This window comes from Streptomyces antimicrobicus (assembly GCF_020532625.1).
Classification (GTDB): Bacteria; Actinomycetota; Actinomycetes; order Streptomycetales; family Streptomycetaceae; genus Streptomyces; species Streptomyces antimicrobicus.
The window spans coordinates 57874-83384 of sequence record NZ_JAJAUY010000005.1; the positions used below are offsets into that span (position 1 = coordinate 57874).

The 25511-nt window shown below is 70.8% G+C and carries 19 protein-coding genes and 1 pseudogene; 9 read left to right on the forward strand and 11 right to left on the reverse strand.

The genetic code is table 11. The features are described 5' to 3' along the window. The first annotated feature begins 442 nt into the window (after window positions 1–442). The 4 genes from LG632_RS02435 to LG632_RS02450 all read left to right on the forward strand — a co-directional run bounded on the left by LG632_RS02435 (window position 443) and on the right by LG632_RS02450 (window position 5646). On the forward strand, window positions 443–2410 hold the full coding sequence (locus tag LG632_RS02435) for a S9 family peptidase (protein ID WP_226724639.1): 1968 nt from the start codon (window positions 443–445) through the stop codon (window positions 2408–2410). A gap of 110 nt (window positions 2411–2520) precedes the next feature. Next, window positions 2521–2814: a phosphopantetheine-binding protein gene (locus LG632_RS02440; protein WP_226724640.1), complete on the forward strand. Its 294-nt coding sequence runs from the start codon at window positions 2521–2523 to the stop codon at window positions 2812–2814. 4 nt (window positions 2815–2818) lie between these two features. Beyond that, window positions 2819–4330, forward strand: a complete 1512-nt coding sequence (locus LG632_RS02445; RefSeq protein WP_226724641.1) for an amino acid adenylation domain-containing protein — start codon at window positions 2819–2821, stop codon at window positions 4328–4330. Beyond that, entirely contained in the window at window positions 4327–5646 is a 1320-nt protein-coding gene (locus tag LG632_RS02450; RefSeq protein WP_226724642.1) for a condensation domain-containing protein, read from the forward strand. Before LG632_RS02445 ends, LG632_RS02450 begins: the two co-directional genes overlap by 4 nt. On the opposite strand, the gene LG632_RS02455 is transcribed toward LG632_RS02450, so the two are convergent. The 3 genes from LG632_RS02455 to LG632_RS02465 are packed head-to-tail and all read right to left on the reverse strand — an operon-like array spanning window position 5633 to window position 8094. Continuing rightward, a complete protein-coding gene (locus LG632_RS02455) occupies window positions 5633–6847 on the reverse strand; it encodes an aminotransferase class I/II-fold pyridoxal phosphate-dependent enzyme (protein WP_226724643.1) in 1215 nt (404 codons plus the stop codon). The two genes, LG632_RS02450 and LG632_RS02455, sit on opposite strands and share 14 nt — an antisense overlap. Before the next feature lie 29 nt (window positions 6848–6876). Next, window positions 6877–7632 (reverse strand): thioesterase II family protein, encoded by a 756-nt coding sequence (locus tag LG632_RS02460; protein WP_226724645.1) that lies wholly within the window; start codon window positions 7630–7632, stop codon window positions 6877–6879. A gap of 9 nt (window positions 7633–7641) precedes the next feature. Further along, window positions 7642–8094: a VOC family protein gene (locus LG632_RS02465; protein ID WP_226724647.1), complete on the reverse strand. Its 453-nt coding sequence runs from the start codon at window positions 8092–8094 to the stop codon at window positions 7642–7644. Between the two features lie 734 nt (window positions 8095–8828). Between LG632_RS02465 and LG632_RS02470 the strand changes: the two genes are divergently transcribed. After that, window positions 8829–9626 (forward strand): inositol monophosphatase family protein, encoded by a 798-nt coding sequence (locus LG632_RS02470; RefSeq protein WP_226724649.1) that lies wholly within the window; start codon window positions 8829–8831, stop codon window positions 9624–9626. A 3-nt stretch (window positions 9627–9629) separates the two neighbouring features. Continuing rightward, a complete protein-coding gene (locus LG632_RS02475; RefSeq protein ID WP_226724650.1) occupies window positions 9630–10589 on the forward strand; it encodes a Gfo/Idh/MocA family protein in 960 nt (319 codons plus the stop codon). 84 nt (window positions 10590–10673) lie between these two features. Here the strand turns inward: LG632_RS02475 and LG632_RS02480 are convergent, their stop codons facing one another. After that, window positions 10674–11141 (reverse strand): hypothetical protein, encoded by a 468-nt coding sequence (locus tag LG632_RS02480; protein WP_226724652.1) that lies wholly within the window; start codon window positions 11139–11141, stop codon window positions 10674–10676. 22 nt (window positions 11142–11163) lie between these two features. On the opposite strand from LG632_RS02480, the pseudogene LG632_RS02485 reads away from it, so the two are divergent. Next, window positions 11164–11309, forward strand: a pseudogene (locus tag LG632_RS02485) (IS5/IS1182 family transposase); the annotation flags it as partial. A gap of 226 nt (window positions 11310–11535) precedes the next feature. Further along, entirely contained in the window at window positions 11536–12678 is a 1143-nt protein-coding gene (locus LG632_RS02490; RefSeq protein ID WP_226724654.1) for a serine/arginine repetitive matrix protein 1, read from the forward strand. Window positions 12679–12769: 91 nt separating this feature from the next. Here the strand turns inward: LG632_RS02490 and LG632_RS02495 are convergent, their stop codons facing one another. The 4 genes from LG632_RS02495 to LG632_RS02510 form a co-directional block, all read right to left on the reverse strand. Next, window positions 12770–14023 (reverse strand): PP2C family protein-serine/threonine phosphatase, encoded by a 1254-nt coding sequence (locus tag LG632_RS02495; RefSeq protein ID WP_374203382.1) that lies wholly within the window; start codon window positions 14021–14023, stop codon window positions 12770–12772. Between the two features lie 278 nt (window positions 14024–14301). Then, on the reverse strand, window positions 14302–15030 hold the full coding sequence (pflA, locus tag LG632_RS02500; protein ID WP_226724658.1) for a pyruvate formate-lyase-activating protein: 729 nt from the start codon (window positions 15028–15030) through the stop codon (window positions 14302–14304). Then, window positions 15027–17294: a formate C-acetyltransferase gene (gene pflB / locus LG632_RS02505; RefSeq protein ID WP_226724661.1), complete on the reverse strand. Its 2268-nt coding sequence runs from the start codon at window positions 17292–17294 to the stop codon at window positions 15027–15029. Before pflB ends, pflA begins: the two co-directional genes overlap by 4 nt. A gap of 329 nt (window positions 17295–17623) precedes the next feature. Then, window positions 17624–18493: a universal stress protein gene (locus LG632_RS02510; RefSeq protein WP_226724663.1), complete on the reverse strand. Its 870-nt coding sequence runs from the start codon at window positions 18491–18493 to the stop codon at window positions 17624–17626. 345 nt (window positions 18494–18838) lie between these two features. On the opposite strand from LG632_RS02510, the gene LG632_RS02515 reads away from it, so the two are divergent. Beyond that, window positions 18839–19711 (forward strand): universal stress protein, encoded by an 873-nt coding sequence (locus LG632_RS02515; RefSeq protein WP_226724665.1) that lies wholly within the window; start codon window positions 18839–18841, stop codon window positions 19709–19711. Between the two features lie 269 nt (window positions 19712–19980). Here LG632_RS02515 and LG632_RS02520 read toward each other — a convergent pair whose 3' ends face one another. From LG632_RS02520 to adhE, 3 genes are all read right to left on the reverse strand, one after another. After that, window positions 19981–20706: a response regulator gene (locus LG632_RS02520; RefSeq protein WP_226724667.1), complete on the reverse strand. Its 726-nt coding sequence runs from the start codon at window positions 20704–20706 to the stop codon at window positions 19981–19983. A gap of 319 nt (window positions 20707–21025) precedes the next feature. After that, window positions 21026–22747, reverse strand: a complete 1722-nt coding sequence (locus LG632_RS02525; protein ID WP_445271380.1) for a sensor histidine kinase — start codon at window positions 22745–22747, stop codon at window positions 21026–21028. A gap of 69 nt (window positions 22748–22816) precedes the next feature. Next, a complete protein-coding gene (adhE, locus tag LG632_RS02530) occupies window positions 22817–25471 on the reverse strand; it encodes a bifunctional acetaldehyde-CoA/alcohol dehydrogenase (RefSeq protein WP_226724669.1) in 2655 nt (884 codons plus the stop codon). Window positions 25472–25511 lie beyond the last annotated feature (40 nt).

Consider the following 25511-nt stretch of genomic DNA (forward strand, 5'->3'; position numbering starts at 1 on the left):
CACACCCCCGTTACGATCCACACTGCCAATCCAGATCGTAGCGCGCAAGATCCAGAGGGCATAGCTACGATCTGCTCGATCTGAAACTGGTTGAACACACAGTTCTTGACGACGCGTCAGCAATCAGAAGAAGGATGCACGGCCGCCCGTGAGGGCACGAACGAACGCGCCTCAGCGTACTGTTCGAGGTCAAGGACTACCCTGAAGCCGCAGGTTCCGCCACCAGCGGCAGTCTCAACACCACGTGCTCATGCGATACTTCAAAGCCTCACGCAGGTCGGCTACCTTCTCACCGAGCGAACGCAGCGCGGTTTCCCGCCCAGTTGAGCGGACCGGAACCGTTGGCGGAATCGACCGGTCCAAGTCGGCGCCCAAGTTGCAGGTTTGACATGACTCCTGCCAAGGATCTGCCGTTCACCTACGTCCAACAACTATGTCTCAAATGCTACTTGGGGGAAGCATGGAGATCGGCAAGGTGCTGCCCTACGGATCGTGGCCGTCACCGGTCACCCCGAGGGGCGTCGCGGCCGCCTCGGCCTCGCTCGGCGACGGCGCCCAGTACGTCCTGGGCCGGCCGTGGTGGGCCGAGAGCCGCCCCGACGAGGGCGGCCGGGTGACGGTCTGCCGCCAGTCGCCCGACGGCAGCACCCAGGAACTGCTCGCCGCGCCGTGGGACGCCCGTTCCCGTGTCCACGAATACGGCGGCGGCGCGTGGACGGCGGTCGGCGAGACGCTGGTCTTCGTCCAGTACGACGACCAGCGGCTCTACCGCCTCACTCCGGGCGGATCGCCGGAACCGATCACGGCGGCCGTCGACCCGGCTCTCTCGGTGCGTTTCGGCGACCTGTCCGCGAGCCATGACGGATCTCACGTCATCTGCGTGCGGGAGACGCTCACGGCGCAGGACGTGGTCCGCGACATCGTGTCCGTACCGGTCGACGGCGACGTCGGTGACTCCCGAAAGGTCGAGCGCCTGGCCGGCGGCTCCCGGTTCGTCGCCTTCCCGCGTCAGTCGCCCGACGGCTCCCGGCTCGCGTGGATCTCCTGGGAACATCCGCAGATGCCCTGGGACGGGACGGAGTTGCGGATATCCGAGCGGGACGAGCACGGCGGGTACGGCGCTGCGCGCGTCGTCCTCGGCTCGACGACGGAGTCGGTTCTCCAGCCGGAATGGCTGGACGACGGATCGCTCGTCGTGATCAGCGACCGGTCCGGTTGGTGGAACCTCTACCGGCTCACCCTCGGATCCGACGGCCCCGAAGCCCTGCACCCCGGCGAGCACGAGGTCGGCGGCCCCCTCTGGAAGCTCCGCCCCCGCTGGTACGGCGTGCTTCCCGGCAACCGCCTCCTCGCCGTCCGCACCCGGGGCGTCGACACCCTCTGCCTCGTCGACCTCGCCACAGGCGCCGTCCGCGACCTCGACCTGCCCGGTCTGGAGACCGTGGCCCTGGTCGACGTCGAGGCCGAAGGCAGGCGCGCCCTGATCGTCGGCGGCGGCGCCCGCGAGCCCCGGGGACTGCGCCAGGTGGACCTGGAGACCGGCGCGGTCACCCCGGTGCGGCTGCTCACCGAGGGCTTCCCGTCCGCCGCGTACCTCTCCCCCGCCCGGCCGAGGACCTTCGTCGACGAGCAGGGCCGCGAGGTCCACGCCATCGTCTACGCGCCTCACCACCCGACGGTCCAGGGCCCGGCCGACGAGCAGCCCCCGTACGTCGTGATGGCGCACGGCGGTCCGACGGCCCGGTCCACGGTCCTGGGCACCGCGAGCATCGCGTTCTGGACCAGCCGGGGCGTCGGCGTGCTCGACGTGAACTACGGCGGCTCCACCGGATACGGCCGTGAGTACCGCGAGAGACTGCGGGACATGTGGGGTGTCGTCGACGTGGCCGACACCGCGCTCGCGGCCCGCCGTCTGGCCGAAGCCGGAGAGGCGGACGGAAGGCGCCTGGCTGTGCAGGGCCACAGCGCGGGCGGCTGGACCGTCCTCGCCTCCCTCGCCACGACCGACGTCTTCGCGGCGGGGATCTCCTCCTGCGGAGTCACCGACGCCCGGCTGATGGCCGAGCACACGCACGACTTCGAATCGCGCTACCTCGACGGCCTCATCGGCCCCCTCCCGGAGACCGACAAGCTGTACGAGGAGCGCTCGCCGCTCGCCCACGTGGCCGGCGTGACCGCGCCCGTCCTCCTGCTCCAGGGGCTCGACGACCCGATCGTGCCCACCCCGCTCGCCGAGGCCTTCCGGGCCGAGCTCGAACGCCACGGCGTGCCCCACCAGTACGTCGCGTTCGCGGGCGAGGGCCACGGGTTCCGCCGCGCCGACACGGTGGCCCGATGCCTCGAACTGTCGCTGGACTTCCTGGGGGACGCGCTCGGTTTCGTCCCCGCGCCCGCCGGAGGCCCCGCCTGATCACCGTACCGCCCGGGGCGAGCCACGAGCGCTCCGCTCCGGGACCGGACGGTAGTACGCCCGCCGCCCGGCCTTCCGCCGCGGCGGCACGACGAGAAGAGGAAAAGACCATGCCCGACCTCCGCGAAGAACTGACCGACGCCCCCTACACGCCCCCCACCGACCCGCTGGAGAAGCAGGTCGCGGAGATCATCGCCTCGGTGCTCGGCATCGACAAGGTGGGGCGCGAGGACAGCTTCTACGACCTCGGCGGCGGATCGATGCAGGCGATCCGGATCTGCGCGCGTACGGAGCAGGAGACCGGCCTGACCGTCGACCCCCTCACGCTCCTCGAGAACGACCGGCTGGTCGATTTCGTCGCGGAGCTGCGCGGCGCCAACTCTGCGGCCGCTACGGAGAGCTGACGCGATGTCGACGCGACTCCCCCTTCATCTGGCCGTCCGACGTATCGCCTCGGCGAACCCCGACGCCATCGCACTGGTCCACGACACCGAGCGCGTCTCGTACCGCACGCTCGCCGAGGCGGGCGACAACTACGCCCGTCTGCTGTCCTCTTGGGGCGTCCAGCAGGGTGACATCGTCGCGTTGATGCTCCCCCGGTCGGCCCAGCTGGTGGCCGTGCAGCTCGGCGTGCTCGCGTGCGGGGCCGCGTACACCGGAATCGATCCCCGGTGGCCGGTCTCGCGAGTCTCCTCGATCCTCGACCAGCTCGACGCCCCGGTCGTGGTGGGCCGCACGCCCGGCGACATCGAGGGCCGCCCCGTCCGGGTCATCGCCCCGGAGTCCGTCGTGTCCGCCGCCGCGGACCCGGCCCCGTACAACTCGCCCGAGGTGTCGCTCGACGACGCCGCGACGGTCTTCTTCACCTCCGGCACCACCGGCGTCTCGAAGGGCGTCGTCACGACGCACCGGGCGGTCACCCGGATGTTCGGGACGGCCGGCCTCGACGGCTTCGGGCCCGGTCACGTGACCCCGCAGGCGGCGCCGCTGCCGTGGGACATGTACGCCTTCGAGCTCTGGGGCCAGCTCTCCACCGGCGGCACCAGTGTGATCGTCGGCGAGGACCACCTCATGCCCCGCCGCCTGCGGGCGCTGATCGCGGACGAGGGGGTCGACACGCTGTGGCTGACGACCTCCCTGTTCAACCTCTTCGTCGACGAGGACGTCGAGTGCTTCGCGGGCCTGAAGCAGCTCTACGTCGGCGGGGAGAAGCAGTCGCCCGCGCACGTGGGCCGCTACCTCGAGCGCTTCGCCGACGTCCCGATCTGGAACGGGTACGGGCCGGCGGAGAACTGCATGCTGACGACGCTGCACCGGATGGGCCCGGCCGACCTGTCGGTGCCGGGCGGCATCCCGCTCGGGCGGATCGTGCCCGGCACGGACGTCGTCGTGGTCCGGGACGACGGCAGCCCCGCGCCCGCCAAGGAGACCGGCGAGATCCTCGTCACCGGTGACGGGCTGGCGCTCGGGTACGTCAACGACCCCGTCCTGACCGGGACGAAGTTCATCGAGATCGAGGTCGACGGCGGGACCCGGCGCGCGTACCGCACCGGCGACATGGGCCTGTTCGACTCGGAGGGAGTGCTGCACTACCGCGACCGCATCGACCGCCAGATCAAGCTGAACGGCAACCGGCTCGAACTCGGCGACATCGAGAGCGCAGCCCGGCGCGTCGAGGCCGTCCGCAATTGCGCGGCGGTGGCGGTCAGGGACGACAACGGCCAGGTCCAGCACATCGCGCTGTACTACAGCACCGACGCGGACCACGCCGGCCTCACCCCGCGCGAGCTGCGGAAGCAGCTGGCGACGATGCTGCCCGCGTACGCGATCCCGACCGCGATGGAGCGCCTCGACGCCCTGCCGATCAGCGCGAACGGCAAGGTCGACCTGCGGGCCCTGGGCGAGCGGGGCCGCCGGTGACCGACGAGGCCTATCCGCTGACGTTCGAGGAAGAGTCGATCTGGATCTCGGAGCAGCTCTTCCGGCAGCGCTCGCCGTATCTGGAGACCTGGGCCCAGCGGATCGAAGGACCGCTGGACCCGGAGGCGCTGCGGCGGGCTTGGGAAGCCTTCGTCCTGCGGCACGCGGCCCTGCGCACCCGCTTCCTCCTGGAGGACGGCGGCACGGTCCAGCGCTTCGCGCCGGAGCCGCCGAGCGAGATGGAACGGGAGCAGTGGCCGGGCGGTGAGCTCGAAGCGGTGCTGCGGGAGGCCGGGCGCCGTCCGCTGGACCTCACCCGCTCGCCGTACCGGGCCACGCTCTACGAGCGCTCCCCGCTGGACCACGTCCTGCTGGTCCAGGTGCACCACATCATCGTCGACGACGTGTCGCTGTCGGTCCTGAACGAGGAGCTCGGCGCGCTCTACACCGCACAGGTCACCGGAGAGGCGCCCGCGCTTCCTCCGCTCGCCATGGAGCCCGGCGCCTACGCGGTCGCCCAGCGAGCCGCCGGTGTCTCCCCGGCGGCATTGGACTTCTGGGCGGACTACCTCGCGGACGTGACGCCGCTGCCGCAGCTCCCGCCGTACCCCCGTCCGCTGCCGCCCCGGCGGGGACCCGGCACCGACATGGTGAGCGTGGTGCTGCCCGCGGAGACGCGCAAGGCGGTACGGGACACGGCCAGGGCGCTGCGGACGACGCCGCACGTGGTGTTCGCCGCGGCGATGGCCATGACGTTCTCGGCGACGGTGGAGGTCGAGGACGTCGTCCTCGGCACGCCGACCTCGCGCCGAGGCGCGGCCGAGCTCGACCGGATGTTCGGCTGTCTGACGGACCTCATGCCGCTCCGCGTGCACGTGCCTCGGACGATGTCCTTCGCCGAGGCCTGCGCCACGACGAAGAAGAACGTCCTCACCACGCTCCGGCACCGCCAGACGCCGTACGCGGCGATCAGCAGCAACCTCCGGTCCGCGCAGAGCCTGCGCTCCAGCGACAACCTCGCCCGGGTCGTCCTCGTCATCGACGACGACCCGGGCGAGCTCGTCCTCCCCGGGCTGCGGTGCGAGCGCGTGTACGTCGGTGCCGCCTGGCCCAAGTTCGACTGGTGCCAGTACGTCGTCGAGTCCGGCGACCAGTACCTCGTGCGGGCCGACTACGCGACCGGCTGCTTCACGCCGGAGGAGGCCGAGCGGATGATGGCCCAGTGGGCGACCGTGGTGGCGGCGGTGACCGCCGACACCACGGTGACTCCGGGACGGCTCGCAGAGCTCCTCGGCTCTCCCGCTACGACGCCATGACCCTCAGGGCATCGCCCAGCCGGGCGATGCCCTGACGCAGGTCCGCCTCCCGGGCGCTGAGGCTGATCCGCACGCACCGGCGGCCGTGCTCGACGGCCTCCGGCGACGTGGTCCCCGCGAAGAAGTACGAGCCGGGGACCACGAAGGTGTGCCGGTCCTTCATGAGGTCGTAGAGCCGCAGGTCGTCGAACCACGGCTCGTCGATGTGCAGCCACGAGAACATGCCGCGCGTGCCCTCGTGCAGGTACCAGCGCAGGTCCGCGGGAAGGTTCTCGCGGAACAGCTCGGAGGCGAGCTCCCAGCGCGCGGTGTAGAAGGGCTGGATGGTCCCGGAGACGATCTCTCCCAGCTCGTCGCCGCTCTTCAGGGCCTGCGCCACCGCGTACTGGGCGAGCCGGGGGGCGTGGAGGGCCGTGTTCCCGAGGAACGCGACCATGTCCTTGACGACCTCGGCCGGTCCGATCGCGATCCCGAGGCGCTCGCCGGGCAGCCCCGCCTTGGAGAAGCTGAAGCAGTTGAGCACGCCGTTGGCCGGGGGCGGCGTGTGGGTGACCGCGATGCCGGGGAACGGCTCTCCGTAGGCGTTGTCCACGATGGTCAGCGCGTCCTGCGCACCGGCGACCTTGACGATCGCGTCGAGTTCCGCCTGGGTCAGCGAACGGCCCGTGGGGTTGCTGGGGTTCGACGCGAGGAAGACGCCGGCACCCTGCGTCTGCTGCACCGCCGCCGTGTCCAGCACGTAGCGGAAGCGGTGGTCGCCGGAGTGGACGACCTCGCTGGGTATGCCCACCAGGCTGTTGTGCAGGCTCGACGCCTCGTAGCCGGTGTAGTCGGGCAGCGCGGGCAGGACCAGGGACCGTTCACCTGCCGTGGACCGGCCGGTGTAGAGCGCTCCGGCGATGAAGCAGAGCATCTGGCTGCCGGGGCCGACCATGACGTTGGAGGCGTCGATGTCCCAGCCGAGGCGCTGGTTGAAGTACTCCACGACCGCGTCGAGGAGCACCGGAAGCCCCCGGGACGGCCCGTAGCTGCAGCTGAGCCCCTCGAAGTCGTCGTCCAGCGCCTGCCGCACGTGCCGCTGCCAGAAGGCGGTCAGCTCGGGGAGGGGCGCGGGGTTGCCGATGCCGAGGTTCAGCCAGTGGTGGGGCGAACGGCTCGTCACCGCCGCGATGTCGTCCATGATGACGCGCAGCCCCGACATGGAACACATCTTGTCCCCGATGTACGACCTCATCGCACGACCTGCTCTCGGCTCGGTTCGGCTTGCTGCATCATGTGGGCCTGGACCCGAGCGGCCTGATCGAACACGGCGAAGTGCCCTCCGTCCAGCTCCAGTTGATAGAAGTCGGACGTGGTGTGCAGATTCCACGGCCCCATCTCGGCGACCCCCGCCCCGCTGTCATGGAGGGCCGGGAAGGCGGTGATGGGCACGTCCAGCGGCTCGTCGCCGGGGAACTCGTACGACTCGTTCAGATGGAAGTCCGCCGCCAGCAGCGGCTGCAGGTGCCGTAGCAGCCCGTCCTGCTCCAGCACCGCCTGCGGGGTTCCCCCCAGTTTCCGGAGGGTCTCGCGCAGGGTGTCGACCGACGCGTTCCCGAGATTCGTCCGGGGCATGGGGAGGTGCGGCGCGCGACGGCCCGCGACGAAGAGGTGCCGGGGCATCGGCGCGCCGAGACGGCGCAGTTCGCGCGCCAGCTCGTACGCGGTCAGGGCACCGGTGCTGTGCCCGAACAGCGCGAAGGGACGGGGTACGGTGTCGAGCAGGACGGGCGCGAGGTCACGGACGAAGGCGGCCACGTCGTCGTACGCGACTTCCGCACCGCGCCCCTCCCGACCGGGCGGCTGGACCGGGCAGACCGACAGCCCCTCGGGGGCCGTCGAAGCCCAGGACCGGTAGGAGGAGGCGCCGGCTCCCGCGTGCGGAAGGCAGACGAGGTGCAGCGCGCCCTCGCGTACGGGATAGGGGAACCAGGGATTTCTCGCCATGGGCCCCCCTCACGCACCGTCGTCGAAGTAGCCGCAGCGGGGAAGGGCAGGGGTGGGGCCCTGCGGCACGGCAGGATCGTCGGTGTAGATCTCCAGCCGGATGCCGTCGGGATCGGCAAAGAACAACTGCCCCGCAGAGGCGGCATCTTCACTGCTGCCGTCATCGTCCCGAAGAGGCACACCGGCCGCCCGAAGACGCTTCTCCGCCGCCCGCAGGTCGTCGAGGGTGGCCGCCTCGAAGGAGAGGTGATGCAGACCGGGCCGGTTCACCGGGAACGCGCCGGAGGACTGCTCCCACAGAGTCAGCAGGACGACACCGTCGGATCCCATGAGCGCATAGCGATTCACCGGTCCGGTCGATTGCCGAATGACGTCGAACCCCAGGGACCGCCGATAGAAGTCGACGGAACGTTCGAGGTTCGTCACGTTGAGTCCCGCACTGCCAGTACTGAGCGCCGTCATGTCCACCTTTCATGCGCTGTGAGGACCACCGGCGCGTACGGAACGCCCTGCGCGCGTCGTGAACGGACGGAGCGGGACTGCCGCGACCGGGGGCGATGCGCCACGGATCCGGACAGGAACGTCACTGCGCCCGTGTCCGAACAGGGGTGTGCTTTCGGACCGCCCCCCTGCGCATACGTTCGCGATCATATGACATGCGAGGTTGCCGCGTCGGGTCGTCGAACCACTGATTTTCCACAACGTCCGCTCTGTGACTGACGGTTCGACCAGCGACAACAGCAACCGACCTCACCTACACGTCACTTACAAGACCACACACACCGCCACTCCGCCATACCCCCCAAAACCCATGTCTCGAACTGTCCGAAACCCTGGACCTGGAGCCTTGGTGACGGTTCGTCGATTCCTCTGAGCGGGCCGCTTCGGCTGTGCCGTCCGGGGCCGCGTTCCGGCCACCGCCCTCGATCCGGACACGCGGGTATGACCCGATGCGCTCCTTCCCCTGGGAAGCGCCTGCGGCGATGGCAGGAACAAGGACCTCGACCATCTTCGTTCTTGCTGGTCAGAGGCACTTCGCGGGTACCGGACCACCCGTTCCGGACAGCCCGCTTCATCAAAGCGCGAGGCGAGGGGGCTCAACTGACGTGCTTGTGCCGTTCTGTTCCTCCGCCTAGTCTGCGCGGGCGAGTTGATCTAGTACGCCAGTCGCCACCGGACGGCCGATAGGAGATTCGATGAGCATGCCGGGAGCCTCTGCGAGCAACTGGGATCCCTGGCTGCAACGCGCGTTGAAAGCGGCGAGAGCCGGGACGGACGCTCTCCGGTCGGCCCGCGCGGAAGCCAGGATCGTCGAGACGAAGTCCGCACCGGGAGACTTCGTCACCACGGCCGATGTCGCCTCCAACGAGGCGATCCTCGAAGTCGTCGACGCCTCCGACACGCAGGTCGGCCTGGTCTGCGAGGACCACCCGGACCGCCCGAGCGACACCGGGCTGCGATGGGTCGTCGACGCCGTCGACGGGACCGGCAACCTCGCCCTGGGCATCCCGCACTTCGCCGTCAGCATCGCCCTCGAAGAGCGCGTCGAGGACGGCTGGGAACCGCGCGTCGGCGTCGTGCACGACCCGAACCGCGACGAGGTGTTCTGGGCCGTGGACGGCGGCGGGGCCTGGCTGGGGGACACACGGCTGTCGATACGCCCCCCGTGCCCCGTGGACGATGCCGTCGTGGCCACGGAGTACGCGTACACCGCCGAGGGCCGAACCCGTCAGGCGCGCAACCTCACGGCACTGCTGCCGGCCGTGCGCAGCGTGCGGTCGACAGGAAGCTCGGCCCTCGACCTGGCGTGGGTGGCCGCGGGCCGCCTCGACGCTTTCCTGGAGGACGAGCTGGAGCGCTGGGACTGGGCCGCCGGAGCGCTGATCTCCCGTGAGGCGGGGGCGGAATGCACCCCCTGGGGCACCGGAGTCCTCTGTGCCGGACCGGCCTTGGCCGCCGAACTGCGGGCGCTGATCACCACCGAGGAGTTCTGAGAGATGTCCGACGCACTGCGGATCGCCGTCGTGGGGTACGGCCAGGTGGCCCGTCTCCACGCCGAAATCACTTTGGCGGAAGGCCAGATACTCCACCGCGTAGTGGGCCGCGACCCCGACCGGAGCGCCGCCTTCGCCAAGGAATTCGACATCGCCCACCACGGGACCTCGCTCGACGAGGCGCTGGCGGACGACGCGGTCGACGCGGTGATCCTCGGATCGCCGAACGACGTGCACGCCGACCAGGCCCGCCGCTGCATCCTGGCCGGGAAGCCGGTGCTCGTCGAGATCCCGCTCGCCATGTCGGCCGCGGAGGCACACGAGTTGGCGGACCTGGCCCGGGCCCGCGGCGTCACCGTCATGGTCGCGCACACGCACCGCTACCTCACGGGCCTGCGCGGCCTCCTCGGCGACGTGGCGGCGGGCACCCGGCGCTTCGACAGCGTGCTCGCCCGCTATCTGATCCTGCGCCGGGACCGCGTCGGGTCGAGCGGCTACGTCCGCTCGTGGACGGACGACCTGCTGTGGCACCACATGAACCACTCGACGGACATGACCTTGGGACTGCTCGGCATCACGGACGCGTCCACCGTCCACGTCCAGGTGGCGCACACGCGCCCCGACCCGACATCGGGCAAACCCCTGGACATCACGCTGACGATGACGACGGAGGACGGCCGGGTGGGCACGGTCGTCGGCTCGTACACCAACGAGACCGCGCAGGTCTGCGACTACTACTTGGCGGGGGCGGGCCGGACCGTCTTCGTGGAGATGAACGTCGTCCGGGACCGCGACGGCGTCGCCTACGACCCGGCCGAGCACCCCGAGGACGAGGAGGACCGCGTGCTGCAGAACCGCGAGTTCTTCGCGGCGACGAGGGCCGACCGCCCGGCGGCGATCAGCCCCGACACCATCCTCCCCGCCATGGACGTCCTCCAGCGCGCCCAGGACCTGATCGGGTGACCTCGCCGAAGCGGGTGCGGGTCATTTCGTCAGGAGTTCTACGGGCTGTCCTGAAAAGATCTTCGGCGGGTCCGGCAGCTGGGGCTATCCCATGACCGATCGGGCCGCGTCGAGGAACGCCAGCCGGTTGTCCTCCAGGTAGTCCCGCACGCTCTCGCCGTCGGGCAAGCCTTCCCACACCGTCCGGTTGAGGTCGAGGAAGTACGCACGTGCCGCGTCATGTACGGGCAGGGGGAACTGGACGCGGATGAGCCGCTCTGCGACCCACAGCCTGTTCATGACGCCCTGGGTCGTGAGGTACCAGGGGTGGGTATCGTCCCATTCGGAAGGCCGGCTGAACGCGGAGCGTTCGGCCTCGGCCGCCACCTCGATGAACCGCTCCAGCAGCGCCAGCCGTTCCGCGCGCCGAGCCTCCGACAATGCGCTCAGCTGCCGTTGCTGCTCGGCACGTTCCGCTGACGACTGAGTCCTGTGCTGCACGAGGTAGGACAGCATGCCGCCGAGTACCACGCCGCCGAGGGATATGAGGGACACCCAGACCTGACCTGACATGGTCGCTATGGTCCCATGCAGTGTGGCTGGTGTGATCACGGCGTCGGAGCCGTCCTGGACAGCCCCGTCCACCGGGCTGCCCCCCGAGCCTTCGGGAAGCTGTGACGGTGCTGCGGCGCGAGGGCGCACGCGATCCGCAAGGGCCGACCGTGGAGTCTTCCGCTGGAACGGAACCACACAAGAATACGCCCCGATCGACATCGCAAGAAGGGAGAACAGACCTACCGACACCTCATGCCTGGCACCCTGGGCCATGCCGCAAAGCTCCTGGACCGCGGCCTGGCAGCCTGATTGACCCCTGCCATGCTTCGGTGGCAAGACGGGCGCGAGCGCACTCGTACAAGTTCCCGTGCGAGGGTGGTTGGCCAGAAGTGGTCCTGAGCGGGAGAGGCGCATGAGCGAGTCGGAGGCCTTGAGCATGGAGATGCTCCAGGAGGAGCCTGAGCAGTATGTGGAGCAGGTGACCGGACCGTCCTCTCGCCGGATCCGGCGCGCAGAGCTGGCCGTTGACCCGCACTTCCCACCCGTGGCCAACGGCCTCGACTACCTCGTCAGTGTCGTGGAGAACCTGGAGGTGGGGGCCGACCGGGTCACCGCGCGGAACCTCAAGTACGCCGTGCTCCACCTCGCGGCGGGAGCGGAGGTGCTGCTCAAAGCCCGTCTGCAGATGGAACACTGGAGCCTGGTGTTCGCCCAGCCCGGGCATGCGACCCTGCAGGCGCTGGAGGACGGGTCCCTGAGCAGTTGCAGTCCGGAGGAGACCCGCCAGCGGCTGACCAACATCGTCGGCATCACCTTCAAGAAGCGTGAGAAGGACGCCCTCCTCGCCCTGGCCCAGAGCCGCAACGCACTCCAGCATTACGGCCTGATGGGGGAGCGCGCGAACGCCAAGACCGTGGAAAGCACCACCGCGCAGGTGCTGAACTTCCTCATCCGGTTCATCGACGAGCACCTGCTCCCGCTCATCAATGACGAGGAAGAGCGCCGCAACGCCCTGACCGACCTGGAGCGCATCCGTGACGGCCTCCACCTGATCCAGGGCTACGTGGACGAGCGTATGCGCGATCTTCGGCCCGCGCTCGGCCCGGTGCGTGCCTGCACCGTCCAGTGCCCGGAGTGCCGGCAGTGGGCCTTCGTGGCGGGAGACGACTGGGTGAAGGCCCGAGCCGGCGACCCGCCCGCCCGTATCGACGACGTGTACTCGGTCTGCTGCCGGTTCTGTGAGGCCACCATGAATCCGGAAGAGGCGGCCCACATGTACAGCTGGGCCGTTCTCGGACGGGAGTGGACGGCCGACGACGACAGCGGAGTGCCGAGTCGCTGCCCCGTGTGCAGGGAAGACGTGCTCGTCCTCGGAGCGTGCACAGCTGCCGATCAGGCCGCCTCCGTCGACTTCTGCTTCGGATGCGCCAGCGTCCGTACGGATCTGCAGCAGTGTCAGCGGTGCGGCGCCGTGCAGCCGGCCGAGGAGGAGCACCGGTGTCCCTTCGGCCGGCGCAGTGCTGCCGCCGTTGCTGCAAGAGGACGAACGTGGTGAAGGCCATGGCGGCGGGCGAAGCGGAGGAGGGCCTGTGTGTGGGTCTTGCCGTGGGCCCGGCAGCGGTCGTAGGAGCCGCGGGGGCGAAGGGTCATCCTCCGCTGGGGGTTCGGACGGCCAGGATGGCCATGTCGTCGTGGCCGTCGCTGGGGTGGTGGTCGACGAGGGCCTGTACCAGGGCGTCCAGTGGTTGGGTGGCGTGGGCGGCGGCGAGGTCCGCCAGGGCGTTCAGGCGGTCGTCGATGGGATGGTCGGGGTGTTCGACGAGGCCGTCGGAGAACAGCAGCACGATGGTGCCCGGCGACAGCTCGTGGGTGTGGTCGGGGCGGTGGATGTGGGCGTCGACGCCCAGGGGGACGCCGGGCTCCGCATGCAGGTACTGGGCGGACCCGTCGGGGGTGAGGATCAGCGGTGGGAGGTGGCCGGCGGTGCTCCAGTGAAGCGTCCAGCCGTCAGCGGTGGGCTCGATCCTGGCCAGGCATGCGGTGGTGACCGGTAGGTCGGTGATGGCGTGGACGGTGTGGTCGAGCTGGGTCAGCACCGAGCTGGGCGGGGTCTGGCGGTCGTAGAGCAGGGCGCGGAGCATGTTGCGGGCCTGGGCCATGGCGGCGGCCGCGTGCAGGTCGTGGCCGACGACGTCGCCGATGACGGCCGCGCAGGCCCGGTCGGGCAGGACGACGGCGTCGTACCAGTCGCCGCCGACGCCGGCCGGCTCGGCCGCGGTGCGGTAGACCGCGGCGCCGGAGAACGGCGTCAGGTCGGGCAAGGTCGGCAGCAGCAACCGCTGGAACTGTTCGGCGCTGTCGCGCATGTAACCGAACAGGCGGGCGTTCTCGATGGCGATCCCGGCGGCTCCCGCCAGAGCGCGTACGACGGCCTCGTCGTCCTCGTCGAACGGCCGGCCGTCCCTGCGTTCGGAAAGGTAGAGGTCTCCGTAGATCTCGCCGCGGACGGTGATCGCCACGCCCAGCAGCGTGCGCATGGGCGGGTGGCCGGGCGGGAATCCGACCGAGGCCGGGTGTGAGGGGATGTCCTCCACGCGCAGTGGCTCGGGATGGTGGATCAGGTGGCCGAGGACGCCGCGGCCGTGCGGGAAGTCGATTCCCGCGAGCGCGGCGCGTTCGACGTCGGTGAGGCCGGCGGTGATGAACTGCTCCAGGTGGTCGCCGGAAGGGGCGAGGACGCCGAGCGCACCGTAACGCGCCCCGGCGAGGTCCATGGCGGTGGTGACGATCCGGTGCAGCACCGTCGGCAGGTCCAGATCGCCGCCGATGGCCAGCACCGCCGACAGCAGTCCCTGCAACCGGTCCTTCGCCCTGGCCAGTGCGCGCAGCTGCTGCGCGATGCCCTCCAACTGCTCGTCCAGCTTCAGCCCAAGGCCGGGCAGGTTTTTGCCCGGTGTGCTGCTCGGCTTCTCCTCGGGGGTCACGGCACCCTCTCGTTCTCGTCCGTCGCCGCCCACGCTACGCACGACGTCGTCACCTCGCCGGGAGCACACACCGCACAGGCCGGCCGCCGCCTGCTGCCCAGCGCTCTGTCTCTCCCCCCAGTGGAGGTGCGAGGAAGCCGGGTCCTAGCCGCGGGGTGGAGGTCGCCGTGGACCACGGTGTTCGGCATTCGGTGTCACAGCGCTCGGAGTCCGCGGGCTCGGAACTGGTCGCGCACGCGCTCGACGAGAGCGACGTCGGGAAGGGGACTGTCCTGGAGGGGGAAGGGGATGCCGAGCGCGTCGTATTTGGCGGCACCGAGCTTGTGGAAGGGGAGGACGTCGACGCGGTCGACGTTGTCCAGGTCCGCGAGGAAGCGGGCGAGGCCGTCGACGGCCGCCGCGTCGTCGGTCCAGCCGGGGACGAGGACGTAGCGGATCCAGACCGGGACGCCGAGACGCTGCAGCCGGGTGGCGAAGCTGAGGGTGGGCGCGAGGGGGCCGCCGGTCAGGCGCCGGTACACGTCGGCGTCGAAGGACTTGATGTCGAGCAGGACGAGGTCGGTATCGGCCAGCAGGGCGTCGTCGGCCCGAGCGCCCAGGGCACCGGAGGTGTCCAGGGCCGTGTGAAGGCCGCGCTCCTTGCACGCCCGCAGGACTTCGGCCGTGAAGGCCGGCTGGAGCAGGGGCTCGCCTCCGGTGAGGGTCACTCCCCCACCCGCCAGGTCGGTGAAGCCGCGGTACCGCTCGATGCGGGACACCACGTCGTCCGCGGTGACCCGCTCCCCGTCGCGCAGGTGCCAGGTGTCGGGGTTGGCGCAGTACAGGCAGCGCAGCGGGCAGCCGCTGAGGAAGAGGACGAAACGGGTCCCGGGCCCGTCCACGCCGGTGGACAGGTCCCAGGAGTGGACGCGACCGGTGGTCATCGCGCACCGTGGAACGTGCGGCTGATGACGTCGAGTTGCTGTTCGCGGGTGAGCCGGACGAAGTTGACGGCGTAGCCGGAGACACGGATGGTCAGCTCCGGGTGGTTCTCGGGGTGTTCCATGGCGTCCTCCAGGGTGGCGCGGTCGAGGACGTTGACGTTCATGTGGAAGCCGCCTTCGGCGGTGTAGGCGTCGAGGATCCCGACGAGGTGTCCCGCCCGTTCGGCCGGATCGTGCCCCAGGCCCTCCGGGGTGATGGTGGACGTCAGGGAGATGCCGTCGCGGGCCTGGTCGTACGGGATCTTCGCGACCGACAGCGCCGACACCGCCATGCCGCGGTGGTCACGGCCGTTCATCGGGTTCGCGCCCGGTGCGAACGGTGCTCCTGCGCGCCGGCCGTCCGGCGTGTTGCCCGTGTGCTTGCCGTACACGACGTTGGAGGTGATGGTGAGAACCGACTGCGTGTGTTCGGCACCCCGGTAGGTGGGATGGCGCCGTACCTTGGCCATGAAGGAGCGGACCAGGTCGACGGCGATCCCGTCCGCCCGGTCGTCGTCGTTTCCGTAGGACGGGTAGTCCCCCTCGACCTCATAGTCGACGGCGAGCCCGGTGGGGTCCCGGAGGACCTTCACGCGAGCGTGCTTGATGGCCGAGAGGCTGTCGGCGGCCACGGAGAGACCGGCGATGCCGCACGCCATCGTGCGGTGGACCGGGTGGTCGTGCAGGGCCATCTCGATGCGCTCGTAGGCGTACTTGTCGTGCATGTAGTGGATCACGTTGAGCGCGTCGACGTAGGTCGCGGCGAGCCAGTCCAGCATGCGGTCGTACGCGTCGGCCACCTCGGCGTGGTCGAGGTACTCGCCGGTCAGCGGGGCCGTCCTCGGGGCGACCTGCTCGCCGGTCATCTCGTCGCGACCGCCGTTGACGGCGTACAGGAGGGCCTTGGCGAGGTTGACGCGGGCACCGAAGAACTGCATCTGCTTGCCCACCGCCATCGCGGAGACGCAGCAGGCGATCGCCGAGTCGTCACCCGTGCGGGGGCGGAGCAGGTCGTCGGACTCGTACTGGATCGAGCTGGTGTCGATGGAGACCTGGGCGCAGAACCGCTTGAACCCTTCGGGCAGCCGGCGGGACCAGAGCACGGTCAGGTTGGGCTCCGGAGCGGGTCCGAGGTTGTAGAGGGTCTGGAGGAAGCGGAAGGACGTGCGCGTGACCAGGGGGCGCCCGTCCTCTCCGATGCCGCCGATGGACTCGGTGACCCAGGTGGGGTCGCCGGAGAACAGTGCGTCGTACTCCGGCGTGCGCAGGAACCGCACGATCCGCAGTTTGATCACGAAGTCGTCGACGAGTTCCTGGGCGCGGCTCTCGTCGATGCGCCCCTCGTCGAGGTCGCGCTGGAGGTAGACGTCCAGGAACGTGGAGGTGCGGCCCAGGGACATCGCCGCACCGTTCTGCTCCTTCACCGCGGCCAGGAAGCCCAGGTACAGCCACTGGACGGCCTCCTGTGCGGTGGCCGCGGGTCGGGAGACGTCAAAGCCGTAGGACGCGGCCATGTGCTCCAGCTCGCCCAGAGCCCTGATCTGCTCCGCCAGTTCTTCGCGGTCGCGGATGACGTCGGCCGCGGACGGGATGTGGTCGAGGCGTGACCGCTCGGCGCGCTTGGCCTCGATCAGCCGGCTGGTCCCGTACAGCGCGACGCGGCGGTAGTCGCCGATGATCCGGCCGCGTCCGTAGGCGTCGGGCAGGCCCGTGATGATGCCCGCCTTGCGGGCGCGCAGCATCTCGGGGGTGTAGGCGTCGAAGACACCGTCGTTGTGGGTCTTGCGGTACGTGCCGAAGACCGTGGTGACGAACGGGTCCGGCGCGAAACCGTACGCGCGCAGCCCGTTCTCGACCATGCGCAGTCCGCCGTTGGGCATGATGGCCCGCTTCAGCGGGGCGTCGGTCTGCAACCCGACGATCAGCTCCCGGTCGCGGTCGATGTAGCCGGGCGCGTGGGACGTGATGGTGGAGGGTGTCGCCGTGTCGACGTCGAGGACGCCCTTGCGGCGCTCCTCGGGAAAGAGGGCGGCGACGGCTTCCCACACGGCGAGCGTCCGGTCCGTGGGACCGGCCAGGAACGCGGAACCGCCGTCGTAGGGGGTGTAGTTGTCCTGGATGAAGGAACGGACGTCGATCTCCCGCTGCCACTCCTCACCGGTGAAGCCGCGCCACGGCGTGTCGGCGGGGCCGGTGTCGGCAGGGGGCTGGACGGTTGCGGTCATGTCGTCATCTCCGAGGGACGGCGGCCTTCGAGGCGGGCGAGGTGGCTCGGCCTCACCATCGATGTTCCTCGGCCGCCTGCCACCGGCCGAGGGCCGCAAAGGTCGTGCGAAGCCGCTGACCGGCCTTGTCGTTCCGGGTGGACAGGGCCGGTGGTCCCGTGGGCACACGGGACCTTCGGCCCTCCCTCACGGCGCGTGCCGAGTCGTCGTCGAGAGGGGGAGAGGCAGCCGTTCGGACGGCGCGGCTGCCCGAACCGTCCGGTCGCCGGCGTCGGGGCCGAGACCGGGACGGGCGGTGCCGGTGCGCGCCGTTCCGCGGTCGGGCCCGTTCAGTCGTGGGGTACGACCGCGACCGGCGCCAGGCAGTGGTGAAGGACCGCGTGGGTGACGGCCCCGACATGAGTGCCGATCCGTGCCCGGCGGACCTTGCGGCCGACGACGACGAGTCGGGCGTCGTGCGACAGCTCCATCAGGTCCTGCGCCGGCCGGCCCTGGCGGCAGTCGCGCACCACCGCCACGTCCGGGAACTTCTCGGTCCAGGGGGCCAGGGCCTCGTCGAGCGCCCGTCGCGTGTCTGCGGCTGCCTCCGTCATGAGCAGCGGGAGTGCGCCGCCCATGTCGGGGCCGTAGAGCGCCGGAACGGCCCACCGGTGCACCACGCGCAGTCCGCAGCCGTACCGGTCCGCGGCGGCGAAGCCGAAGTCGAGCAGCTCGTCGCCGGCGGCGGACACGTCCAGACCGATGACCACCTCCCCCGTACGTTCCTCCTGGGGCTCCAGGAGGTCGTGCGGGCGGACGAGAACGACCGGGCGCCGCGTGCGGGCGAGCACCGCCAGGGACACCGACCCCGCGAGGAATCCGGCCAGGCCGCCGAGACCGCGGGAGCCGAGCACCAGCAGTTCCGCTTCCTCGGCGGCACCGCACAGCTCCTCCACCGGGTCGCCGGCCACCCACGCCGTGTCGACGTCCAGACCCGGGTGGCGGCGGCGTAGCCGCCTTTCGGCGATGGCGAGCGTGCGCTCGCCCCATTCCCGTGCCGTCGCCCGGTCGACCACACGGGTACGGGGATCCTCGTCGATGCTCCCGACACGGAGCAGTCGCAGCGGCACGGCACGTCGCAATGCCTCCTGGGCGGCCCACTGGGTGGCGGCGAGGCTTTCGGGGGATCCGTCGAGGCCGGCGGTGACGGTAGGGGACATGGGGACTCCGTGGGTCTGGCGGCCGGGCGGGCCGGAGGCGGCGTACGCGGGCTGTCCTCAGGGGCCCCGGGATCGCCGTCCGGCACTCCGGGGCGCTGCTGGGCGGGCCTGTCCCTCCACAGTGATGCGGCCGGGACGATGCGCGCAGGGGGCCGGAGGTCCCCTGCTGCGGGCCGGCAGTCCCCGCGACCGCACCTCACCGGTCGGAGGGCCGCGACGCCGTGGCCGAACGGCCGGAAGACAGGGCCGATGGGCCCTCGGCGGACCACCACTTCCTCAAGGAGGCTGAGGACAGGAAGCACGGCCGAAGCGGCCATGCCCTTCGAACCGTATGGAGGCACCCTCATGACCAGCGCCATCACCGTAGGGGTGGACGGCTCCGCGGAGAGCCTCGCAGCGGCGGACTGGGCGGCACGTGAAGCCGAGCTGCGCGGGATGCCGCTGCGTATCGTGCACGCCTGGCTCTGGCAGCCCCTGGACGCCCCCGTCGTCCAGGACAGGGAGACGCAGGCCGAGTCCGCCCGCGCCGTGCTCCGCGAGGCCGAGACGCGCGTCGCCGGCCGTTACCCGGCCCTGACGTTCACCGCCGAAGTGGTCCAGGACACCGCGGTCGCCGCTCTGCTGAAGGAAGCCGAAGCAGCCGAGATGCTGGTGCTGGGTTCGCGGGGGCACGGGGCGTTCGTCGGCTTCCTCCTCGGCTCCTACGGTCAGCAGGTGATCGCCTCCGCGGAACGGCCCGTGGTGTCCGTGCGCGCCCGCGACGGGCAGACGCCCCGGGCGGAGGGCGGCGAGATCGTCGTGGGCCAGCAGGGCACGCCGGAGGACAGCGCCGCGGTACTCGGCTTCGCCTTCGGGGAGGCGGCAGCACGCGGCGCGGCCCTGCGTGCGGTACGGGCCTGGAGCCTGCCGCCGATCTACGCCTACAGCCCCAGCTCGATGCTCCTCGCGGACGAGGCCGGAGGGCTGGAGCCGTACGAGAAGAAGGCCCTGGCGGAGGCGCTCGCCCCGTGGCGGACACGGTTCCCCGGCGTCCCGGTGACCGAGCACGTCGAGATCGGCAGCGCGGGACAGGTACTGCTGTCCACCACCTCGGACGCGCAGTTGCTCGTGGTCGGCCGGCGGACGCGCCGCGCGCCCGTCGGTACCCGCATCGGGTCGGTCGCCCACGCCGCCCTGCACCACGCCCCCTGCCCCGTCGCCGTCGTGCCGCACGACTGACGCCGTCCTCGTTGCGGGCACGGGTCACACGGCCGGTCCCACCACGGGAACGGCACCGCCCGGCCGCCGAAGCAGCGACCGCACGATGAGGAACACGGCAGCGCGGCCGCACCCAGAACCGCACCGCGCGGTCGGTCAGGGGCGATCGAAGGATCGGCCCCTTCGCGTTCTTCGTGCACCGGGAAATGCCGACCGCGGCCCCTGCTCAGCTCTGGCGGGGCACCAGGCAGGGGCTGCTTCACCGGTCCGCATCCGCTGGGGAGCCGGCGTCAGCCGCGCGGGCGGCCTCCCCGCCCGGCTGTACCGACCTGGTCCTCCCGGGCAGCCAGTGCCTGGGTGGCGATGACGGCGGCCTGCACCCGGCGTTCGACACCCAACTTGGCGAGCAACCGGGAAATGTTGTTCTTGACCGTCTTCTCCGCCAGATACAGCCGCTGGCCGATCTCCCTGTTGGTCAGTCCCTCCCCCACCAGAGCGAGGATCTCCCGCTCCCGCTCGGTCAGTCCCGGCAGCCCCTGCCGCTGCTCCTCCTGGGGGGACCCGCCACGAAGCCGGGCCATGACCCGGGCCGTGGCGCCGGGGTCCAGCATGGACCGGCCGGAGGCGACCGTCCGCACGGCGGTGACCAGATCGGTGCCCGTGATCTGCTTGAGGACGTAGCCGGACGCACCGGCCATGATCGCGTCGAGCAGCGCCTCCTCGTCGTCGAACGACGTCAGCATCAGGCAGGCCAGGTCGGGCATGCGCGAGCGAAGCTCCCGGCACACGCTCACCCCGTCCCCGTCCGACAGGCGCACGTCGAGAACGGCGACGTGCGGTCGCAGGGCGGGCACCCGCACCAGCGCCTGCTCCGCCGTGCCCGCCTCACCGACCACCGTCAGATCGGGCTCGGCGTCCAGGAGGTCGTGCACACCGCGACGCACCACCTCGTGGTCGTCGAGGAGGAAGACCCTGACCGGCTCCTTCTCGGTGAGGCTGCCGCTGCTGTCCGTCATCACACACTCCGTGTTCGCCGAGTTCTCCGCCCTTGAGGGCTCCGCACGCATCGTGCCGTGCGAGCGGGACCGTCGCCCAGGGCCGGATGGCCCTCATGCCCGGCCGGACCTGGTGACGGGCATGCACCTGACCGTGCAGGGGCCTGCCGGTGGCGCGGACGGCCGAGCGCGACGGCGGCACACGCGCCCCACCACCGGGACTGCGTGCACCCACTGCAGGGCACCCCCCTCGGAACGGCGGGAGGCCGGCAGACGGGCCACCTGCCCCGGTCCCACCCGGGAGGATCGGATGCGCTCCGGCTGGGGAGCCGGCGGTCACTCAGCGGGGGCCGGAGACGAGAGGCGCGCGCCACACCAGCCGGCTGCCGCCCTCCTCAGGGCAGACGATCTCCAGGGCGCCGCCCACGCTGCGGGCCCGCTCCTCCAGGTTGCTCAGGCCGCTGCGCCTGCCGTCGGCGGGGATGCCCCGGCCGTTGTCCGTGACGGTGAGGACCACTTCTTCGGAGGTGGCCTGGAGGGTGACGTCGACCCGGGTGGCGTGGGCGTGGCGGGCGGCGTTGCTGAGCATTTCGGTCAGGGCTGCCGTGACATGACCGGCCACCTGCGGCGGTACGTCCGTGTCGAGCAGTCCCTCCATGCTCAGACGGGGCGGGAATCCGAGCGTGGTCGCCGTCTCGCCCACGGTGCGGGCGACCCGTGCGCGCAGGCTCGGCCCGGTGTCCTCCTCGCGGGCGCGCAGGCCGAAGATCGTCGAGCGAATGATCTTGATGGTTTCGTCGAGGTCCGCGACGGCCCGCGAGACCCGTTCGGCGGCGCCCTCGTGCTGCACGAGCCGCGCAGCGCTCTGCAGGGTCATGCCGGTCGCGAACAGCCGCTGGATGGCCAGGTCGTGGAGGTCACGGGCGATGCGGTCGCGGTCCTCCAGAAGGGCGAGCTGCTCGGCGTCGCTGCGGCGCTCGGCCAGCTCCAGGGCGAGCGCGGCCTGTCCGGCGAAGGCCAGCAGCGGCTCAAGCTCTGCTTCGGTGAAAACCGGGTCCCCTTGGTGCCGGGCCAGCAGCAGGACACCGCGGGTGTCCTCGGCGGCTGTGCCCAGGGGCACAGCGACCGCGGGGCCCAGCCCGTCGAAGCGGCGGGGGCCTGCGGTGTAGCGGTCGTCCTGCGCGAGGCCGACGGTGGTCACGGACGCGCCGGCCTTGTGCGCGGCGCCGGAAAGGGTGCCCTCGATCGGGACCACCAGCCCGTTGCGGGTGGTGTCGTCCGCTCCGACGGCCAGTTCCACGACGAGGTCGTCCGTCCCGGCGACGGGCACGGAGACGTCGGCGAGCCCGGCCCCGGTGATCTCCTGGGCGCGGCGGGCGATGAGCTCCAGCACCGCCAGCCGCGGACTGCCGGAGAGGAGGCTGTTGGTGATCTCCGCGCTTGCCCGGAGCCAGCGCTGCTGCCGCTGCGACGCCTCGTACAGGCGCGCGTTGTCGATGGCGACACCGGCGGCGACGGACAGCGTGGAGATGACCGACTCGTCCTCGGCGTCGAAGTCCTGACCGCCGTGCTTGTCGGTCAGGTAGAGGTTGCCGAAGACCTCGTCGCGCACCCGGATGGGCACACCCAGGAAGGTCCGCATGGGCGGGTGGTGGGCGGGGAATCCGTAAGACGCCTCGTGGGCGCCGAGGTCCGTCAGGCGCAGCTGCTCGGGTTTGCGGATGAGCTCGCCCAGGATGCCGTGTCCGGCCGGCAGGGGGCCGATCTTCGCGATCTCTTCCTCGGTCAGGCCGACGGTGAGGAACTGGGACAGGGACCGGCCGTCGGGCCCGATCACCCCGAGCGCCCCGTACTGGGCGTCGACGAGCAGCGCGGCGGCTTCCACGATGCGCCGCAGCACCTGGGAGAGGTCCAGTTCGCGGCCGACCGAGACGACGGCCTCCAGCAGGCTGTGTACCCGGTCCCGGGTGCCGCGTGCGGCGTTGATGCGCGCCTGCAGTTCCTCCAGCAGCTCGTCGAGCCGCATCTGGGGCATCCGCGACAGCGGCTCCTCCACGCCCACGGGGGCCTCCTCCGTCGATCACCCGCCCGTACCGAGACAGCCTAACGGCCGAGCGGGTGGCCCGGAGTGTCAGATCAAGGGCAGTGGCCGGGGGCCGGCGTAGTAGGCGGCTCGCATGATCTCCTCCATGTCGTCCAGCATCGGCATGCGCGGGTTGGCGGGCGCGCACTGGTCCTCGTAGGCGTTCAGCGCCTGCTCGGGAAGAGCCGTGACGAAGGCCGTCTCGTCGATGCCCAGGGCTCGGAAGGACGGTTCGATTCCGACGGCGTCACGCAGGCGTTCCACGGCGGCGGCGTACGAGGCGACGCCTTCGGCGGCGGTGGAGGCCGGCAGCCCCAGTGCACGGGCGATGTCCTGGAAGCGCTCGGGCGCCCGGTAGCTCTCGTACTTGGGCCAGCCCGTCGGTTTGGCGGGAACCGTGCCGTTGTAGCGGATCACGTGGGGCAGGAGGATCGCGTTGGTCCGCCCGTGGGCGACGTGGAAGGTGGCGCCCAGGGTATGGGACATGGCGTGGACGACGCCGAGGAAGGCGTTGCCGAAGGCCATGCCGGCGATGGTGCCCGCGTTGTGCATCTTCTCCCGGGCCCGGGACCGCCGTGCGTCCTGGCCGGTGACGGCGGCTTCGAGGTTCTCGAAGACCAGCTTGACGGCGTGCAGCGCCAGGCCGTCGGTGAAGTCGTTGGCGTAGACCGACACGTACGCCTCGGTGGCGTGCGTGAGGGCGTCGAAGCCGCTGTCGGCAGCGAGCGTCGCCGGCAGGTCGGCAGTGAGGACCGGGTCGACGATCGCGACGCTGGGGGTGAGGGCGTAGTCGGCCAGCGGGTACTTCTTGCCGGTCGCCGGGTCGGAGATCACCGCGAAGGGGGTGACCTCGGCGCCGGTGCCCGACGTGGTGGGGACGCAGACCAGCCGCGCCCGCTCGCCGAGCACCGGGAAGCGGAAGGCGCGCTTGCGGATGTCGGAGAACTTCTGGCGCATGTCGGCGAAGTCGATGTCCGGCTGTTCGTACAGCAGCCACATCACCTTCGCCGCGTCCATGGGTGACCCGCCGCCGAGGGCGATGATGGTGTCCGGACGGAACTCGCGCATGAGGGCAGCGCCGCGCTGCACGGAATCGATGCTCGGCTCCGGTTCGACGTCGTCGATGACCTGGATGGTTACGGGCAGCTCCCGCTGCTGCAGGACGCGACGGACGCGGTCGACGTGCCCGAGCCGGGTCATGGTGGCGACGGTGACGCGGTGGACCTCCGGCATCGCGGCCAGGTAGCGGACGGCCTGCGGCTCGAAGTAGATCTTCGGCGGCACCTTGAACCACTGGAGGTTGTTCTGCCGTGTGGTGAGCCGCTTGATGTTGAGCAACTGGGCGGCGGAGACGTTGTCGGAGACCGATGTGCTGCCCCACGAGCCGCAGCCGAGGGTCAGCGAGGGCAGGAGACGGTTGTAGATGCCGCCGATCGCGCCCTGGGACGACGGCGAGTTGACGATGATCCGCACGGTCTTCATGCGGTGCCCGAAGCTTTCGGCCAGGGCCGGGTCGCCGGTGTGGATCACGGCGCTGTGTCCCTGCCCGTGGAAGGCGACCATGTCGGCCGCGAGGTCGAAGCCCTCCTCGGTCGAGCCGGCCCGCAGCACGGTGAGGACCGGGCAGAGCTTCTCCCGCGTCAGCGGCTCGTCGGGCCCGACGCGGTTCGCCTCGACCAGGATGAGCGACGTCTCCGCGGGGATCGCGAACCCGGCCTGCTCGGCGATCCAGGCGGGGCTCTGGCCCACAGCCGCCGGATTGACATGACCCTGCCTGCCGGCCGGGTCCGGGGGGAAGAGGTAGGTCTCCAGCTTCCCCTTCTCCTCGGCCGTCGCGAGGTGGGCGTGCAGGCGCCGGAACTCGGTCAGCGCCTCGTCGTAGATGTCGGTGTCGAGGATGACCGCCTGTTCGGAGGCGCAGATCATGCCGTTGTCGAAGGACTTGGACAGGACGAGGTCGTTGACCGCCCTGCGCAGCTCGGCGCTGCGGTGCACATAGGCCGGTACGTTGCCGGCACCGACGCCCACGGCGGGCTTGCCCGCCGAGTAGGCGGCCTTGACCATGCTGTTCCCGCCGGTCGCGAGGATCAGGGCCACCCCCGGATGGCGCATGAGAAGTCCGGTGGCCTCGATCGAGGGCTCCTCGATCCACTGCACGCAGTGCTCAGGCGCCCCCGCGGCGACGGCGGCGTCCCGCACGATGCGAGCGGCCTCGGCGCTGCACGCCTGCGCGGAGGGGTGGAAGGCGAACACGACCGGGTTGCGCGTCTTCAGGGCCAGCAGCGCCTTGAAGACGGTCGTGGACGTCGGATTGGTGACCGGGGTGACCGCGCACAGCACGCCGACCGGTTCGGCGATCTCGATGATGCCCTCGATGTCGTCACGGCCGATGACGCCGACCGTCCTGGTCCGGGACATGCTGTGGGTGACGTGCTCACAGGCGAACATGTTCTTCGCCGCCTTGTCCTCGAAGACGCCCCGGCCGGTCTCCTCCACCGCCAGCCGCGCCAGGACGGTGTGCTGGTCCAGGGCGGCCACCGACGCCTTGGCGACGATGTGGTCGACCTGCTCCTGGGTAAGGGACTCGAAGTCGGCGAGCGCCTTGGAGGCGTGGTCCACCAGCCGGTTCACGGCGATCCCGGCATCGGACGGAACCCCGCCGCCGCAAGCGGTGTCCTGCCGGTCACTGGTCACCTGAGTCATGGAGAGCTCCTTGTGTGCGGGGGCCGTTCGTCGCTTCGGT